This window comes from Caulobacter sp. CCH9-E1 (genome assembly GCF_001556515.1).
Classification (GTDB): Bacteria; Pseudomonadota; Alphaproteobacteria; order Caulobacterales; family Caulobacteraceae; genus Caulobacter.
In genome coordinates, this window is the sequence record NZ_LSJA01000245.1 from 1 (window position 1) to 15,113 (window position 15,113).

Here is a 15,113-nt window from a genome sequence, read left to right on the forward strand (position 1 = left end):
CTCCCCCGCGATGCGGGGGAGCTGTCGCGGAGCGACTGAGGGGGCTAACGCGGCGCGGGCTGAGCTCGCCCCCTCCGGCCCTCTGGGCCACCTCCCCCGCGATGCGGGGGAGGAACGGTCCTCGCCCTAGGTCGCGTCATGAAAGATCACGCCCAACGTCCGTCTTCGCCCCGACCGCACCTCGCTGACCCCGTGCCGCAGCACGCGCCTGTGCACGCCGCGCGTCCCTTCCGCCGGCCGTTCGCGGACCGCGAAGATCACGCCCTCGCCCTGCCTTAGCGGCGCGACCTGCGGCGCCGACTGCTGGTGCGGGCGCTGCTCGACGATCACGAACTCGCCGCCTTCGAAATCGCGGCCGGGCTCGTCGAGCAGGAACGCCGCCTGCAGCGGGAAGACATGCTCGCCATAGAGGTCCTGGTGCAGGCAGTTGTAGTCGCCGGGGCCGTAGGTCAGCAGCAGCGGCGTTGGCCGGACCTGACCCGCCGCGTGACAGCGGGCCAGCATGTCGTCCAGACTTTCGGGGAAGCGGTGGTCCTGGCCCAGCCGCTGGGCCCAGCGGTTGGCGACCTCGGCCAGTGGGCCGTAGAGGCCCTGCCGCAGCCGCTGGACCACGTCGGGCAGCGGATAGCTGAAGTACTTGTACTCCCCGCGCCCGAAGCCGTGACGGGCCATGACCACCCGGCTGCGGAACCCCTCGTCAAGCGGATAAAGATCGGCGATCGCCGCGCAGGTCTCCGGTTTCAGCAACGGCCCGGTCAGGGCCCAGCCGCGCGCGTCCAGTTCGGCGCCGATGCGGGACCAGTCGAGAGTCACGCGGCCTCGCGGTCGGGCCTGCAGCGCAGGCAGGCGCGGAAGCCAGCCGCGCGGGCGCTTTCGCGCGTCTCGTGGAATTCGACGTTCTTGCGCAGCGGTCGGCCGGCGCAACTGGCGACGCAGTAGACGCCGGTGGTGCGCACGGCGACGAAGAAGGCGCCGTCGGCGGCGCGGTCGCGCGCCTCCCAGGCGGTCCAGCGGGCGTCTTCGGTGTCGTAGGTCATGAGGGGCTCCTTTCACGGAGACCCTGCCGCCAACGCGGGGCGGCGTCATTCCGATGCTTGCGGAGCCTCAAAACTCCGACCTCCCCGGCATTCGCCGGGGAAATCGGAGGGAGTAAAATTACCAGCCCACCGCGCGACGACGGGGCGCGCCGCGCATGAAGTCCGCCGGCGGCTCGGCCTCGGCCAGGATCGCGTCGCGGATGGCGCGCGGCTCGCCGAACAGGTTGCCCTGGCCGTAGCCGATGTCGAGGTCGAGGATCTCGGCGACCTGCTTCTCGGCCTCGACCTTTTCGACGATGACCTCGATGCCGTAGCGGCGGGTCAGGGAGGCGAAGTCGGCGGCGTTCAGGTCGGGCAGCGAGGCGATGACCAGCTTGCCGTCCTGCTCCTCCAGCTCGTTCAGCATCATCTGGGCGGCGACCTTCAGGTAGCGCACGTCGGCGCGCGCCAGGTCCTGGAAGTCGATGTCCAGGTCCACGACCTTGTCGAGGCTGAAGCTGAAGCCGAGGCTGGCCAGGCGGGCCATGTGGCGGGCCTCGACCGGGCCGCGACGCTCGAAGGCGTCCTGACCCAGTTCGAAGATCACCGCGCCGGCCAGGTCCTTGTTCTCCTGCATGAACTCCAGGAACTGCGGGAAGAAGGCCTCGTCGCCCAGGCTGGCCAGCGAGATGTTGCAGAAGATGCCGACCTTGCGGTCCTGCTTGGCCAGGCGACGCACGATCTGCACGCAGCGGAACAGCAGCAGGTTGTCGATATTGGCCATCAGGCCTTCCGGCTCGGCGACCGCCAGATATTCGGCGGGCATCAGCACGCGGCCGCTCTCGTCGCGCAGGCGCGAGAAGCTCTCGTAATAGACCACGCGGCGCTGGGGCAGGCTGACGATCGGCTGCAGGTAGAGGTCGACGCGGTTGTCGGCCAGGGCCTCCTGCACCATGCGCAGCAGGCGGTCTCCGTGCGGGGCGCGATCGGTGAGCGGACCGCGCGGCGCGGCGGCGGCCGGCTGGCTCAGCTGGCGCTCCAGCCGGTCGTTCATCTTATGGACGAGGTCTTCCAGGTGGCTGACCTCGCTGGACAGGGCCTCGGTGCGACGCTGGGCGTCGGCGGCGACGACCTCCATCAGGTCGGTGACGCGGGCGTCCACCTTCTCGACCTGGTCGAGCAGGATGGCGTGGGCTTCGCGGACGGTGTCGATGTCCATGCGCAGGGCGGCGCCCAGGAACGTCTGGGCCAGCAGGCCGTGGAAGGCGAAGCACAGGCCCAGCATGCCGATGAACGCCGAGACGCCGACAGCCGGGGTCGCGCCCATCCTCCAGAGGAAGAGGGAGACGATCAAGGCCAGACAAAGATAGGCCCCCGTCAGGAGCGCCAGCATCAGCTTACGCATCATTTCGCCCGTACGAATCGATACGGATCATCAGACCGATCCGAACGCCAAGAGTCGAATAGATTAACGCCCCTGCGCCAAACGGTCCCAAGGATCCTTAATGGGGAGCATACACCGCCTCCGTGTTATCGCTGAATCGACATTCGCGCGCTCGACTGATAATCGTTCGCAATCTTATCGGAGCGGTTATGTCCGAAGCGTTTGTTCTCTCGTCCGAATTCGAGCCCCCCGCCGCTGATCCAGCCGGCGTTCGCCCCCTGGCCGCGGCCGGGCCGGGCGATCGCGGCGTGATCGTCAAGGTCACCGGCGTCTCCGGCGCGGAGGAAGCCGTGGCCGCCGAGGAGCTGGAGCGCCGCCTCTTGGAAATGGGCTTCGTCGAGGGCGCGAGGATCGAGGTGTTGCACCAGGGCCTGTTCGGCCGCGACCCGATCGCGGTCCGCGTGGACGACACCCGCGTGGCCCTGCGCCGGCGTGAAGCCGGCGCCGTCTCGGTGAAGTTCGACGGACGCTAAGACCTTGACCTCCGACATCGGCGTCGCCGCCACCGTTTCCGACACCACCCGCAAGACCGCGCCGCTGACGCCCGCCCGGGTCGCCCTGGTTGGCAATCCCAACTCCGGCAAGACCGCGCTGTTCAACGCCCTGACGGGCAGCCGCCAGAAGGTCGCCAACTACGCCGGCGTCACCGTCGAGCGGAAGGAAGGCGTGCTGACCGCGCCCAGCGGCCGGCAGATGCGCGTGCTGGACCTGCCCGGCACCTATTCCCTGCGCGCCCGCAGCCCGGACGAGGCCGTCACCCGCGACGCGGTGCTGGGCAAGCTGGCCGGCGAGGCCGCGCCCGAGGCGCTGATCTGCGTCGCCGACGCCACCAACCTGCGTCTCGTGCTGCGCCTGGTGCTGGAGCTGAAGCAGGTGGGGCGGCCGTTCGTGCTGGCCCTCAACATGTTCGACATCGCCCAGCGCCAGGGCCTGAGGATCGACCTCGAACGCCTTTCGAAAGAGCTGAGCGCGCCGATCGTCACCACCGTGGCCACCCGCAAGCGCGGCCTGCCCGAACTGCTGGAGCAGGTCGAAGGCCTGGTCGCCGCTCAAAAGCCCGAGGCCGAGAGCGTCTGGCGCGAGCCAACCGCCGCCGAGATCCGCGCCGCCCACGCCGAGGCCCAGCGCATCTTCAAGGCCTGCGTGAAGCCGCCCGAGCGGCCCGACACCGTGACCGGCAAGATCGACAGCGTGCTGCTGCATCCCGTGGCGGGCCTGGTGATCCTGCTGACCCTGCTGTTCGTGATGTTCCAGGCGGTGTTCACCTGGGCGACGCCGGCCATGGACGGCATCGACGCGGGTTTCGCCGCGCTCGTCGAGTTCACCAACGCCCATCTGCCGCAAGGCCTGCTGACCAGCTTCATCGCTGACGGCCTGATCGCCGGCGTGGGCAGCGTGATCGTCTTCCTGCCGCAGATCCTGATCCTGTTCTTCTTCATCCTGATGCTGGAGGACAGCGGCTACATGGCCCGCGCGGCCTTCCTGATGGATCGCATCATGGGCGGCGCCGGCCTGCACGGGCGGGCCTTCATCCCGCTCCTGTCCAGCTTCGCCTGCGCCATCCCTGGCATCATGTCGACGCGGGTGATCGACAATCGCGAGGACCGGCTGACCACGATCCTGGTCGCGCCGCTGATGACCTGCTCGGCGCGGATCCCCGTCTACACCCTGATCATCGGGGCCTTCATTCCCCAGCAGACCGTGGCCGGCTTCCTGTCTCTGCAGGGCCTGGTGATGTTTGGCCTCTACGCCAGCGGCATCGTCAGCGCGCTGCTGGTCTCGTTCGTCATCCGGCGCGTGTTCTGGCGCGGCGCGGTCGAGCCCTTCATGATGGAGCTGCCGACCTATCGCTGGCCCGAGCCGCGCAATGTCGCGATGAACCTGTGGACCCGCGCCCGCATCTTCATGGCCCGCGCCGGTCGGATCATCCTGCCGCTGATGGTGCTGGTGTGGGTGCTGTCGACCTTCCCCTATCCGCCCGAGGGCGCGACGGGGCCGGCCATCGACTACAGCATCGCCGGCCGTCTGGGGCAGTTCCTGGCCCCGCTGATGGCGCCGATCGGCTTCAACTGGCAGATGACCGTGGCCCTGATCCCCGGCATGGCCGCCCGGGAGGTCGCCGTGGCGGTGCTCGGCACCGTCTACGCCGTCGGCGGCGAGGACGGCGAGACGGGCGCCCTGTCGACCCTGCTGAAGAACCAGTGGTCCCTGGCCAGCGCCCTGTCGTTCCTGGCCTGGTACGTCTTCGCGCCCCAGTGCCTGCCCACCTTGGGCGTGGTCAAGCGCGAGACCAACAGCTGGGTCTGGCCGACCGTGATGTTCGTCTACATGGTCAGCCTGGCCTATCTGGCCGCCTTCGTGACCTACCACGTCGCCGTGGCGCTTGGCGCGGGCTAGATCAGCCCTCTAAGCCAGTCGAATACGTCGTCGGGCCGCTCGATCGCCGAGAGGCCTTCGAGGCGCGCCGGCTCGCCCAAGGTCCGCAGGCGGCCCGGCGTCATGCCGAACCGGGCGCGGAAGGCGCGGCTGAAATGGGCGTCTGAGCGGAAGCCCACGCGATAACCGATCTCGGCCAGGGTCTGCTGATTGGCCTGGTCGCCCATGATCTCGTCGAACGCCTGGTCCAGGCGACGCGCCTGGATGAAGGCGCTGACTCCGCCGACGGGCTCGAACACCTTGTAGAGCAGGCTGCGCGAGACCCCGATGTGGTCGCGGACCGCCTCCGGCGACAGGTCGGGGTCCGAAAGGTTCTGGATCACGAACCGCTGGGCCGAGGCCAGCAGCATCTTCTCCACGGGGCGGATGTCGTCGCCGGCCGGCGCCCCATGGGCCAGGATCACCGCGCTGACCAGCGCCGCGGCGGCCTTGCCGGCCAGGGTCAGGTCGGTGGCCGACATCGCCGCGGCGCCGGCCCAGGTCGCGCGGATATGCGAGCCCAGCAGGCGGCCGCTTGGGCTTTCCTCGCTGACGACGCAGCCGTGGAAATCGAGTTCGGCCGTCTGGGGCTCCAGGGCCGCGCGCGACAGGACCAGATGCACGGTCTCGAAGCGTTCGGTGACCATGTCGAAGGGGCGGGACATGTCGATCAAGCGGATCGCGCCCAACTCGCTGCTCGCCGGGCGACCGTCATAGTCGCCGCGCCAGCCGCCGGACTCCAGCTCCAGCACGGCCATGACGGAGTCCGACACGTCGGCGGCGATGTGCGAGAGCTTCCGTTCGAAGCGCTGCGGGATGCCCGAGCAACGGGCCAGGACCACGCCCGCGAGATTGTATCCTTCCATGCGATTGTGGAAGGCGTCGTCCGGCCCCAGCAGGGTGACGTCGAAGAGGTGAGCGCAGGCTTCGCGGTATTTCTGCGCCGCGTCCGCGCGCTCGCGGGCGTCCAGGATCCAGAGGTCTCGACGCGCAGAGGTGCTCATTTCGCGTTATGCGGGAAACGTTTGCGCGGCGCCGCCATAACGGACGGCAAGACAAGAGAACGTGGATCGCTGGTCAATGACAACTTGGCCTTGGCGGGCGAGAAGGAGCGCGCTTTCGGGGCGCGCCGGTGGGGAAGATTGGCGAGCCACGAAGAGGTTCGCCAGCTCGCCGCCAGAGCTTGGGCGACCAGCTGTCGGGACCCCATCCCGCCAGCTTCGGGAGAGCGGAACAGTCTTGAATCGATGAATTCGCGACCGTTCCGCTCTTCTTTGAAGCAGGCTTACCGTGTGGGGACCGGGGTCTCGCCGCGATAGTCGTAGAAGCCGCGACCGGTCTTCTTGCCCAGCCAGCCGGCCTCGACATACTTCACCAGCAGCGGGCAGGGGCGATACTTGCTGTCGGCCAGACCCTCGTGGAGCACGTTCATGATGCTCAACACGGTGTCCAGGCCGATGAAGTCGCCCAGCTCCAGCGGGCCCATCGGGTGGTTGGCGCCCAGCTTCATCGCCGTGTCGATGGCGTCGACCGTGCCGACCCCTTCGTACAGGGTGTAGATCGCCTCGTTGATCATCGGCACCAGCACCCGGTTGACGATGAAGGCGGGGAAGTCCTCGGCGTTGCTGGTGATCTTGCCCAGCGACTTGGCGAAGGCCACGGCCGTCTCGTAGGTCGGCACGTCGGTGGCGATGCCGCGGATGATCTCCACCAGCTTCATCAGCGGCACTGGGTTCATGAAGTGCAGGCCGATGAACCGCTCAGGGCGATCGGTCGCCGAGGCCAGGCGCGTGATCGAGATCGACGAGGTGTTCGAGGCCAGCAGCGTGTCGGGCTTCAGGTGCGGCTGCAGGCTGCGGAAGATCGACTTCTTGATCTCCTCGTTCTCGGTGGCGGCCTCGATGGCGAGGTCCGTCGCGCCGATGCCCTCGAGAGTCTCGGCTGGAGCGATGCGCTCCAGGGCGGCCTTCATGGCGGCGTCGTCGATGATCCCACGGCCAACCTGGCGGGCCATGTTCTTCTCGATGACGGCGAGGCCGGCGTCGATCCGCTCGCGCGAAACGTCGTGCAGCTTCACTCCGTAACCGGCCAGGGCGACGACATGCGCGATGCCCGCCCCCATCTGGCCGGCGCCGATCACGCCGACCGTCTTGATTTCACTCATGAACGCCAAGCCTTCGCTCGATATCGCGCCGGGCTGTCGCGCCCACGCCTTCGACTATGCCGACTTTTCTAACACGAGAAACCACGCCGCCGCCAAGGCTTTGCTGCGTTGCAACCGAGAGGCGTCCATTCGTCTCAGGGGGTGGCGGGCGGATAGGCGTGGCGGCGGCCGTTCGGGTCCTCGATCGCGCCTTCCGAAAGGTAGTTGGGTCCGACCGGCGCCTTGCCGTGGCCGCCGGGGATGTCCAGCACATAGGTGGGCTGGGCCAGGCCCGAGAGCGTCCCGCGCAAGGCGCGCATGATCGCCTGGCCTTCCTGGATCGTCGTGCGCAGGTGGGCGGTGCCCGGCGCCAGGTCGCCGTGGTGCAGGTAGTAGGGCTTGATCCGCGTCTCGACGAAGGCCCGCATCAACGCCGCCAGCGTCTCGGGATCGTCGTTGACGCCCTTCAGCAGCACCGTCTGGCTGACCAGGACGATCCCGGCGTCGACCAGCCGCGCGCAGGCCGCGCGGGCGGCCGGGGTAAGCTCCCGGGCGTGGTTGGCGTGCAGGGCGACATAGACCGCCTTGGTCGAGCGCTTCAGCGCGGCGACTAGCTCGTCCGTAACCGCGGCCGGATCGACGGCCGGGACGCGGGTGTGGAAACGCACGACCTTGACGTGGTCGATGGCCTCCAGCCGGTCGATCAGCTCGGCCAGGCGGCGTGGCGACAGGACGAAGGGGTCGCCGCCCGTGACGATCACCTCCCAGATCTCGGGCCGGTCGGCGATATAGGCGAAGGCCGCATCCAGCTGGGACGGGGTCAGGTTGGACAGCCCCTCGGGGCCGACCATCTCGCGGCGGAAGCAGAACCGGCAATAGACGGCGCAGGTGTGGGTCGGCTTCAGCAGCACGCGATCGGGATAGCGATGGACGATTCCATCCACAGGGCTGTGGATAGAATCGCCGATCGGATCGCCGTCCTCGCCGGGGCTGGCGACCAGCTCTTCGGGGGCCGGGACGAACTGGCGGGCGATCGGATCGTGGGGATCGGCGACGTCGATCAGTTCGGCCATGGCCGGGGTGATCGCCACCGCATAGCGCGCCGCCACCGCCTCCAGCGCCGGCAGGCGCTCGGACGGAACCAGGCCGGCCTCGGCCAGCGACCGGGCGTCTCGGAGGGTCTTCGCGGGGGACATGAGGCGCGGGGATATGCGGGATTTCCGCCTGGGAGGCAAATCGGCAAGGAAAAAGGCCCGGAGTCGCCTCCGGGCCTTCATGATTTTTCCTTCTCCCCTTGAGGGCGAAGGTGGCCGCGAAGCGGGCGGATGAGGGGTTGAGCAACCTATCCGATCCGTCCGCGTGACCCCTCATCCGTCGCCTGCCGGCGACACCTTCTCCCGCAAGGGGAGAAGGGGGAGAAGAGCTCTACTTGCCGGCGGCGCTCAGGGCGTCCATCAGCTCCGGCACGGCCGTCTTGTAGTCGGCGACCAGACCGTAGTCGGCCACCTGGAAGATCGGCGCGTCGGCGTCCTTGTTGATCGCCACGATCACCTTGGAGTCCTTCATGCCGGCCAGGTGCTGGATCGCGCCCGAGATGCCGATGGCGACATAGAGCTGCGGCGCCACGACCTTGCCCGTCTGACCGACCTGGTAGTCGTTCGGGGCGTAGCCGGCGTCGACCGCGGCGCGCGAGGCGCCGACGGCGGCGCCCAGCTTGTCGGCCAGGGGCTCGATCACGCGCTGGAACTCTTCGGCCGAACCCATGGCGCGACCGCCCGAGACGACGATCTTGGCCGCGGCCAGTTCCGGACGGTCGGACTTGACCATCTCTTCGCTGACGAAGCGGGTCTTGCCGGCGTCGGCGCCCGCCACGGTTTCCACCGAGGCCGAGCCGCCTTCCGCCGCCGCCGCGAAGGCGGTCGGACGCACGGTGATCACCTTCTTGGCGTCGCCCGACTGGATCGTCTCCAGGGCGTTGCCGGCGTAGATCGGGCGCACGAAGGTGTCGGCGCTGACGACCTCGACGATGTCCGAGATCGGGGCGACATCCAGCTTGGCGGCGACGCGCGGGGCGAAGTTCTTGCCGCCCGAGGTGGCCGGAACCAGGATCGCGTCGTAATTGCCAGCCAGCGCCAGCACGGCGTCGGCCTGGGCTTCGGCGATCCCATGGCCCAGGGCGTCGGACTCGGCCAGCAGGACCTTGCGGACGCCGGCGATCTTGGCGGCGGCGTCGGCCACGGCCTTGGCGCCCTTGCCCAGGACCAGCACGTCGATGTCGCCCGAGATCTTCTGGGCGGCGGTGACGGTCTTGTGGGTGGCGTCGCGCAGGTGCGCGTTGTCGTTGTCGGCGATGACGAGAACAGCCATTACAGCACCCCCGCGGTGTTCAGCTTGGAGACCAGATCAGCGGCCGTCTCGACCTTGATGCCCGCCGAGCGCTTCGGCGGCTCGGTGACCTTCAGGACCTTCAGGCGCGGCGCCACGTCGACGCCGTAGTCGGCGACCGCCTTCGTGGCGATCTCCTTCTTCTTGGCCTTCATGATGTTGGGCAGAGACGCATAGCGCGGCTCGTTCAGGCGCAGGTCGGCGGTGATCACGGCCGGCAGGTCGACGTCCAGCGTCTGCAGGCCGCCGTCGACTTCGCGGGTGACCTTGGCGGTCGAGCCCGAGACTTCCAGCGCCGAGGCGTAGGTGGCCTGCGGCCAGCCCAGCAGGGCCGACAGCATCTGACCCACGGCGTTGTTGTCGCCGTCGATCGCCTGCTTGCCCATGACGACCAGGTTCGGGTTCTCCTCGGCGACCACGGCGGCCAGCAGCTTGGCCACGGCCAGCGGCTCGAGGTCGGCGTCCGACGTGATCAGGATGCCGCGATCGCCGCCCATGGCGAGCGCCGTGCGGATCGTCTCCTGCGCTTGGGCGGGGCCGATGCTGACGATGACGACCTCGGTCGCCACGCCTTTTTCCTTGAGACGCACGGCTTCCTCGACCGCGATCTCGCAGAAGGGGTTCATCGACATCTTGACGTTGGCGAGGTCGACACCCGTCTGATCCGCCTTAACGCGGGCCTTCACGTTGTAGTCGATCACCCGCTTGACCGGGACTAGGACCTTCATCGGTTTTCACCGCCTCCAGGTTTTGCGTTTTCTCCTGATTGCCAATCGACTTAGCGCTTGTGCGCCGCAATGCAAGTTTCCCTTGGCGTAAGCGTAATGCGTTATTGCCGCGCGGGTTCAAACGATCGTAGGTCTCGCCGCCTTTTGCGCGCGCGGAAGACGGGCGAGCGGTCGCGCGGCCAATTCCCTTAAGGACGGAAAGGCGCTAAGGGGCCGGCCATGAACAAGACCTTCACCCGCCTGAAGTACATCTTCCTGGGCCTGTTCCTGCTCTCCAGCGCCGGCGTTCTGGCCTATCACGGCCTGTGGGTGTGGCCGAAGCAGCGTTGCGAGGATCGTGGCGGCGCCTGGGCCGGCAAGTGGATGAAGTGCGCCACGGTCTATCCGATCGAGACCCTGACCCGCCGTCCGACCAACGTGCCGCCGATCAATGGCGAGGCCAAGCTGGCGCCCGCGGCGCCGGCCGCTCAGCCGCAGAAAAAGTAGCCCGAAGCCGCGCTAGCGCGTCGCGCCGGGCTTCCAGAGCACGTCGGCCTTGCCCTTGTCGTTGGCCCAGCGGGCGGCGACGAACAGCAGGTCCGATAGGCGGTTCAGGTACTTGATGGCCGGGGCCCCGACGATTTCACCCTCGACGGTCATCAGCGCCACGCAGCCGCGTTCGGCGCGCCGGCAGACGGTGCGCGCCACGTGCAAGGCCGCCGCCGCCGGGGAGCCCGCGGGCAGCACGAATGAGGTCAGCGGCTCAAGCTCCGCGTTCAAGAGGTCGATCTCGCGCTCCAGGCGTTCGACCTGGCTGTCCAGGATGCGCAGCGGCTCCCATTCCGGCTTGCCGTGCTGCTCGGGCGTGGCGAGATCCGCGCCCAGGTCGAAGAGGTCGTTCTGGACGCGCTCCAGGATCGCGTCGAGCACGGGATCGCCTGCGGTATGCTGTCGCGCCTGGCCGATCGCGGCGTTGGTCTCGTCGACGCCGCCATAGGCCTCGACCCGTTGCGAGGCCTTGCTCACCGGCGCTCCGGTCGCCAGCCGCGTCGAGCCGGCGTCGCCCGTGCGCGTATAGATGCGATTCAGCGTGACCATCCGTCGCGGACTCTCGTTCCCTGAGTGGCGTTATCTAGCGAGCGAGCCTCATGCGCCCTTCCGCCACCAGAAGGCGGCGGCGACCAGGACGATGATGGCGATGAATTGCAGGAGCACCCGCAACCGCATCAGCTTGTTGGAATAGGAACGTCCGAAGTCGCCGCCGCGGAACAGAGCGTAAAGGCCCGCGCCCAGCGCGATCAACACCGCCAGAAGGGCGGCCGGGACGAGGAAGTCAAACAGATGGGACATGGCCCCAGAATAGGGGCTTGAGCGTCGACGCGCCATAGCGGCGGTCGATCACCTCAACCCGTCTCCGTTGAATTCGTTCGGCGAACTCGTTCGGCGGGCAAAATGTCGCAGTGACGCTATGGTAGCGTTCACATATCTAGGTTGCGCGTGTTTACTTACGTTGTTCGAGCCTGATTTCGCGGTTGCAAACGCGTCTCCCTGGCGTTAAGGCCCGCGCGTCCTATTTAGTAGTCTGCGTTCGTTGAACATGATCAACTCCCCACCGCGGATCGTTCAACGCCTTTCACTGACCCCAGCGGGGGTAGGAGATAGCCGCATGGCTCAGAGCGCCCGCTCTGTAGACATGGTCGAGCCCTCCGCGTTCGAGCGCGAAGAGGCCCTGGCCGAAGTCCGCCAACTGATCACCGATCTGCGCGACGCCGCGCAGGACGGTCGCCAGCTGGCTCGCCGTTACGCCGACGTCCTTCAGAACGTCGTCGATGAGTATTGCACCGAGTTCGAGAAGCGGGCCGAAGCCGCTCTCGCCCGCCTGGAGGCCGCCGCATGAGCTTCGTATCCGTCAATATCGATCAGGCCTCCGAGGCCCCGGTGAAGCTGACCCGCCGCGCGCTGGCCAAGCAGCGCACCCGCGAACGCGTCCTGGCCGCCGCCCGCCGCCTGTTCAGCGAGCGCGGCTATGAAGGCGCGACCATCCGGGACATCGCCCAGGCCGCCGGCATGTCGACCGGCGCGGTCTTCGCCAGCTTCGCCGACAAGTCGGAGCTGTTCGAGGAAATCCTGACCGCCGACTACGAAGTCATCTACGCCCAGATGACCCAGGCCGCCCGCAACGCCAAGACGGTGGACGAGGCGCTGATGGGGCTGTTTGGCGTCGCCTACAGCTTCCACGTCGAGCAGCTGCCGTTGCTGCGCGCCAGCATCGCGGTTTCGTGGACCCACTCCGAGGCCGCCGAGCGGCGCGCCCGGACCGATCTCAAGCATATCTTCCGTCTGATTGCCGAGGCCCTGCAGCGTGGCGTCGACCAGAAGCAGTTGAAGGCCGACGCCGATACTAAACTGTTGGCGGAGATCGTCTGGGACGTGTATCTCGCCAACTATCGTCGTGCGATCTACGACGGCTGGTCGGTCGAGGCTTTGCTGGCGCGGCTCTCCGATCAACTGAAGATCATCTTCGCGGGCGCTCGCGCCTAACGAATGGCGATCCCGTTCCGGGGGGGACGGGGCCGTCTTTGAAGTCAATCATGACGCTGGCGTGTTCGAGGGGGACGTGCGTGGGCGTAAGGAACGAGCAGAAGGCCGCGACGCGGGAGAAGGTTCTCGACGCGGCGCGCGACCTGTTCAACGAGATCGGGTACGACGAGACCACCATCCGCGCCATCGCGGAGCGGGCGCGGGTCTCCGTCGGCAGCGTGTTCACCACCTTCGCCTCCAAGGCGGAGGTGCTGAGTCATGTGATGGACCACCGGCTCAGCGAACTGTATGCCGAGTTCGACCGGGTGATCCCGGTTCTGCGGGGCAGCACGGCCGACCGGCTGTGCTCGATTTTCGCCATCCACTACGAGTTCGAGACGCGGCGGGTGAAGCTGTTCCTGGCGCACATCGCCGCCTCGTATAATCCGAGCAACGATCCGGGCGTCACACCCTACGGCCGTAATCCGCGCCTGACGGAGATGCTGCTCGACGTGCTGCGGGACGGCGTGCGCAAGGGCGAGGTGCGCGAGAACCTCGATCTGCCGCTGATCGCCGACACGCTGAAGGCCGCCTACGCCTGGAACTATCGCATGGCGGCCGCGGCGGGCGGCGAGATCGCCGCCGCCCAGATGTCGTCGGTGATGGACAAGCAGATCGCGATGATCGCCGAGGGCTGGAAGCCGCGCTGAGGCCAGCGCCTCACGACACGCGGCCCAGCCTCAGGTCCTGGTAGTCGTAGCTGAAGTCGGCCAGGGGCGAGACCGCCTTGACCAGGGCCGACACCACGCGGCCGTCCTTCAGGTCGAAGGTGAAGAAGGCGTCCTCCTGGGCGCGGTCGTCGAACACGGTCCTGAAGACCTCGCCGTCGAACGGCTCGAGCTTGCCGCGCAGGGCGGGAGTCTTGTCGAACGAGACGTGGAGGCCCTTCGTCTTGCCGCCCCTTTTTCCAGCGGGGGCGACGACGCTGATCGTCACCGTGCCGTACCAGGGGTCGCGATAGACGCCGGCATAGGCCTCCAGCGGCAGGCTGGGCTTGGCGCCGCCGCTGGTCGGCGTGGTGGCCCTGGCCAGGTCCTTCCGGAGCTGGGTCTCGCTTTCGGCCTGGACGCGCTTGCTGGAGGCGATCCAGTCGTAGTCGCTCCGGCCCTGCAGCCGGTCTGGGCCGCCATGGCGCAGGGCGCGCAGCACCGGCGTCTCCTCGGCGTTGGTCATCACCATGATCCCCGACTTCCGGCCCGGCAGCAGGCCCGTATAGGAGATGAACCCCGCGAGGCCGCCGGTGTGCCACAGCAGGCGCTCGCCGCGGTGATCCTGAACGAACCAGCCCAGGCCATAGGCCTGGATCGACGGGCGGACGGGATTGTCGTCGATCGGGCCGTCCGACCAGGTGGTGATCGTATGAGGTTTCCACATCTCGCGGGCGGTGGGGTCGTTCCAGAGGCGCTTGCCTTCGGGCGTCATGCCCAGGCCCAGCTGCGTCAGCATCCAGCGGGCGATGTCCTTGGGCGTCGAGTTCACGCCGCCGGCGGGGGCGGCGGCGTCGAAGCTGTTGTCGAAGGGCAGGACCTTCTGAGGCCCCATGCCCCGCGTCGGCGGCCCCAGGCGCGCATGGGGCGAGGCGCGGCGGGACCTGTCGACCAGGGCCGGGCTGGAGACGGTGCTGGTCATGCCCAGCGGATCGAAGATCCGGGTCTTGATCATCTCCTCCCAGCTCTTGCCCGAGACCGCCTCGATCACGGCCCCGGCGGCGACGTAGAGGACATTGTCGTAGGCGTAGCCGCCCCTGAACTGGCCGCCGATCGGCAGGTATTTGAGCCCCGCGACGATGTCGGCGCGGGTGTGGGTCGGCGCCGGCCAGATCATCAGGTCGCCCGCGCCCAGGGTCAGGCCGCTGCGATGGACCAGCAGGTCGCGGACCGTCATCAGCTTGGTGACGATCGGGTCGCTCATCTGGAAGGCCGGCAGATGCTTGGTGACCGGATCGTCCCAGGCCAGGCGGCCCTCTTCGACCAGCATGCCGATCAGGGCCGCGGTCATGGCCTTGGTGTTCGAGGCGATGCCGAAGACGGTGTTCTCGTCGCAGCGGTCCTGGGTCCCCAGCGTCTTGACGCCATAGCCCTTGGCCAGGGTGACCTTGCCGTGCTCGACGACGGTGATCCCAAGCCCCGGCTGGTCGGGGAAGGCGGCCATCACGTCCTGGGCGAACTGGTCGACGGCGGCGCCCACCGCGCCCGTCTCCTGACTCCAAGCCCGGCTCCCGAACGCCGCCAGTCCCGTGGTCGCGAGGGCCGAAACGAGGGCGGAGCGTCGGGTGGTGGTCAGCATGGCGTGTCCTTCGGGTAAGGACGCGAGGCTAAGCTGATGCTCCGGCGGCGGACAAGGGGAGCAACGGGTTACCCCTCTCTCAAAGAGAGAGCGACTGTCTGGATGGTCAAGCGTTGGCCATTGCGTTTCGCGCGTCC

Annotated in this window: 17 protein-coding genes; 6 read left to right on the top strand and 11 right to left on the bottom strand. The window is 67.9% G+C overall.

Translation table 11 applies throughout. The features are described from left to right. Positions 1 to 126: 126 nt before the first annotated feature. From AX690_RS13795 to AX690_RS13805, 3 genes are all read right to left on the bottom strand, one after another. Positions 127 to 813, bottom strand: a complete 687-nt coding sequence (locus tag AX690_RS13795) for a 2OG-Fe(II) oxygenase (RefSeq protein WP_066680069.1) — start codon at positions 811 to 813, stop codon at positions 127 to 129. After that, positions 810 to 1,037 carry an Ada metal-binding domain-containing protein gene (locus tag AX690_RS13800; RefSeq protein WP_066680071.1) on the bottom strand — a complete coding sequence of 76 codons (228 nt, stop codon included), beginning with the start codon at positions 1,035 to 1,037 and terminating at the stop codon, positions 810 to 812. The genes AX690_RS13795 and AX690_RS13800 overlap by 4 nt, the downstream gene beginning before the upstream one ends. Positions 1,038 to 1,155: 118 nt before the next feature. Beyond that, entirely contained in the window at positions 1,156 to 2,421 is a 1,266-nt protein-coding gene (locus tag AX690_RS13805; protein ID WP_066680077.1) for an EAL domain-containing protein, read from the bottom strand. Positions 2,422 to 2,609: 188 nt separating this feature from the next. On the opposite strand from AX690_RS13805, the gene AX690_RS13810 reads away from it, so the two are divergent. Next, positions 2,610 to 2,933, top strand: coding sequence for a FeoA family protein (locus tag AX690_RS13810; protein WP_082769663.1), 324 nt, complete (start codon positions 2,610 to 2,612; stop codon positions 2,931 to 2,933). 64 nt (positions 2,934 to 2,997) lie between these two features. Beyond that, on the top strand, positions 2,998 to 4,857 hold the full coding sequence (gene feoB / locus AX690_RS13815) for a ferrous iron transport protein B (RefSeq protein WP_082769665.1): 1,860 nt from the start codon (positions 2,998 to 3,000) through the stop codon (positions 4,855 to 4,857). Here feoB and AX690_RS13820 read toward each other — a convergent pair. The 5 genes from AX690_RS13820 to AX690_RS13840 all read right to left on the bottom strand — a co-directional run bounded on the left by AX690_RS13820 (position 4,854) and on the right by AX690_RS13840 (position 10,131). Continuing rightward, positions 4,854 to 5,879 carry a helix-turn-helix domain-containing protein gene (locus AX690_RS13820; protein ID WP_066680078.1) on the bottom strand — a complete coding sequence of 342 codons (1,026 nt, stop codon included), beginning with the start codon at positions 5,877 to 5,879 and terminating at the stop codon, positions 4,854 to 4,856. The two genes, feoB and AX690_RS13820, sit on opposite strands and share 4 nt — an antisense overlap. 281 nt (positions 5,880 to 6,160) lie before the next feature. Then, positions 6,161 to 7,039 (bottom strand): 3-hydroxybutyryl-CoA dehydrogenase, encoded by an 879-nt coding sequence (locus tag AX690_RS13825; protein ID WP_066680079.1) that lies wholly within the window; start codon positions 7,037 to 7,039, stop codon positions 6,161 to 6,163. Between the two features lie 134 nt (positions 7,040 to 7,173). Continuing rightward, positions 7,174 to 8,214 (bottom strand): lysine-2,3-aminomutase-like protein, encoded by a 1,041-nt coding sequence (locus AX690_RS13830; RefSeq protein ID WP_066680082.1) that lies wholly within the window; start codon positions 8,212 to 8,214, stop codon positions 7,174 to 7,176. 229 nt (positions 8,215 to 8,443) lie between these two features. Then, a complete protein-coding gene (locus AX690_RS13835; protein WP_066680084.1) occupies positions 8,444 to 9,385 on the bottom strand; it encodes an electron transfer flavoprotein subunit alpha/FixB family protein in 942 nt (313 codons plus the stop codon). Continuing rightward, the gene (locus AX690_RS13840; protein ID WP_066680089.1) at positions 9,385 to 10,131 is read right to left on the bottom strand and encodes an electron transfer flavoprotein subunit beta/FixA family protein; all 747 of its coding nucleotides are present in this window, start codon (positions 10,129 to 10,131) and stop codon (positions 9,385 to 9,387) included. Before AX690_RS13840 ends, AX690_RS13835 begins: the two co-directional genes overlap by 1 nt. A gap of 219 nt (positions 10,132 to 10,350) precedes the next feature. On the opposite strand from AX690_RS13840, the gene AX690_RS13845 reads away from it, so the two are divergent. Further along, positions 10,351 to 10,617: a hypothetical protein gene (locus AX690_RS13845; RefSeq protein ID WP_066680092.1), complete on the top strand. Its 267-nt coding sequence runs from the start codon at positions 10,351 to 10,353 to the stop codon at positions 10,615 to 10,617. Positions 10,618 to 10,629: 12 nt separating this feature from the next. On the opposite strand, the gene AX690_RS13850 is transcribed toward AX690_RS13845, so the two are convergent. Together AX690_RS13850 and AX690_RS13855 are read right to left on the bottom strand one after the other, a co-directional pair. Beyond that, a complete protein-coding gene (locus AX690_RS13850; RefSeq protein WP_066680094.1) occupies positions 10,630 to 11,208 on the bottom strand; it encodes a cob(I)yrinic acid a,c-diamide adenosyltransferase in 579 nt (192 codons plus the stop codon). 48 nt (positions 11,209 to 11,256) lie between these two features. Further along, positions 11,257 to 11,460: a twin transmembrane helix small protein gene (locus AX690_RS13855; RefSeq protein ID WP_082769664.1), complete on the bottom strand. Its 204-nt coding sequence runs from the start codon at positions 11,458 to 11,460 to the stop codon at positions 11,257 to 11,259. A gap of 343 nt (positions 11,461 to 11,803) precedes the next feature. On the opposite strand from AX690_RS13855, the gene AX690_RS13860 reads away from it, so the two are divergent. The 3 genes from AX690_RS13860 (at position 11,804) to AX690_RS13870 (ending at position 13,340) form a co-directional block, all read left to right on the top strand. Further along, complete coding sequence (locus tag AX690_RS13860; protein ID WP_197426864.1) at positions 11,804 to 12,007, top strand: hypothetical protein; 204 nt, start codon at positions 11,804 to 11,806, stop codon at positions 12,005 to 12,007. Further along, the gene (locus tag AX690_RS13865) at positions 12,004 to 12,651 is read left to right on the top strand and encodes a TetR/AcrR family transcriptional regulator (protein WP_066680101.1); all 648 of its coding nucleotides are present in this window, start codon (positions 12,004 to 12,006) and stop codon (positions 12,649 to 12,651) included. The genes AX690_RS13860 and AX690_RS13865 overlap by 4 nt, the downstream gene beginning before the upstream one ends. An 80-nt stretch (positions 12,652 to 12,731) precedes the next feature. Further along, complete coding sequence (locus AX690_RS13870) at positions 12,732 to 13,340, top strand: TetR/AcrR family transcriptional regulator (protein WP_066680103.1); 609 nt, start codon at positions 12,732 to 12,734, stop codon at positions 13,338 to 13,340. Between the two features lie 10 nt (positions 13,341 to 13,350). On the opposite strand, the gene AX690_RS13875 is transcribed toward AX690_RS13870, so the two are convergent. Further along, positions 13,351 to 14,976, bottom strand: coding sequence for a serine hydrolase (locus AX690_RS13875; protein ID WP_066680105.1), 1,626 nt, complete (start codon positions 14,974 to 14,976; stop codon positions 13,351 to 13,353). Between the last annotated feature and the right edge of the window lie 137 nt (positions 14,977 to 15,113).

Coding starts and splice junctions, on each gene's coding strand:
- AX690_RS13800 (WP_066680071.1), bottom strand. CDS start 1,037: ATGACCTACGACACCGAAGACGCCCGCTGGACCGCCTGGGAGGCGCGC.
- AX690_RS13805 (WP_066680077.1), bottom strand. CDS start 2,421: ATGCGTAAGCTGATGCTGGCGCTCCTGACGGGGGCCTATCTTTGTCTG.
- AX690_RS13810 (WP_082769663.1), top strand. CDS start 2,610: ATGTCCGAAGCGTTTGTTCTCTCGTCCGAATTCGAGCCCCCCGCCGCT.
- AX690_RS13820 (WP_066680078.1), bottom strand. CDS start 5,879: ATGAGCACCTCTGCGCGTCGAGACCTCTGGATCCTGGACGCCCGCGAG.
- AX690_RS13825 (WP_066680079.1), bottom strand. CDS start 7,039: ATGAGTGAAATCAAGACGGTCGGCGTGATCGGCGCCGGCCAGATGGGG.
- AX690_RS13830 (WP_066680082.1), bottom strand. CDS start 8,214: ATGTCCCCCGCGAAGACCCTCCGAGACGCCCGGTCGCTGGCCGAGGCC.
- AX690_RS13835 (WP_066680084.1), bottom strand. CDS start 9,385: ATGGCTGTTCTCGTCATCGCCGACAACGACAACGCGCACCTGCGCGAC.
- AX690_RS13840 (WP_066680089.1), bottom strand. CDS start 10,131: ATGAAGGTCCTAGTCCCGGTCAAGCGGGTGATCGACTACAACGTGAAG.
- AX690_RS13845 (WP_066680092.1), top strand. CDS start 10,351: ATGAACAAGACCTTCACCCGCCTGAAGTACATCTTCCTGGGCCTGTTC.
- AX690_RS13850 (WP_066680094.1), bottom strand. CDS start 11,208: ATGGTCACGCTGAATCGCATCTATACGCGCACGGGCGACGCCGGCTCG.
- AX690_RS13855 (WP_082769664.1), bottom strand. CDS start 11,460: ATGTCCCATCTGTTTGACTTCCTCGTCCCGGCCGCCCTTCTGGCGGTG.
- AX690_RS13860 (WP_197426864.1), top strand. CDS start 11,804: ATGGTCGAGCCCTCCGCGTTCGAGCGCGAAGAGGCCCTGGCCGAAGTC.
- AX690_RS13865 (WP_066680101.1), top strand. CDS start 12,004: ATGAGCTTCGTATCCGTCAATATCGATCAGGCCTCCGAGGCCCCGGTG.
- AX690_RS13875 (WP_066680105.1), bottom strand. CDS start 14,976: ATGCTGACCACCACCCGACGCTCCGCCCTCGTTTCGGCCCTCGCGACC.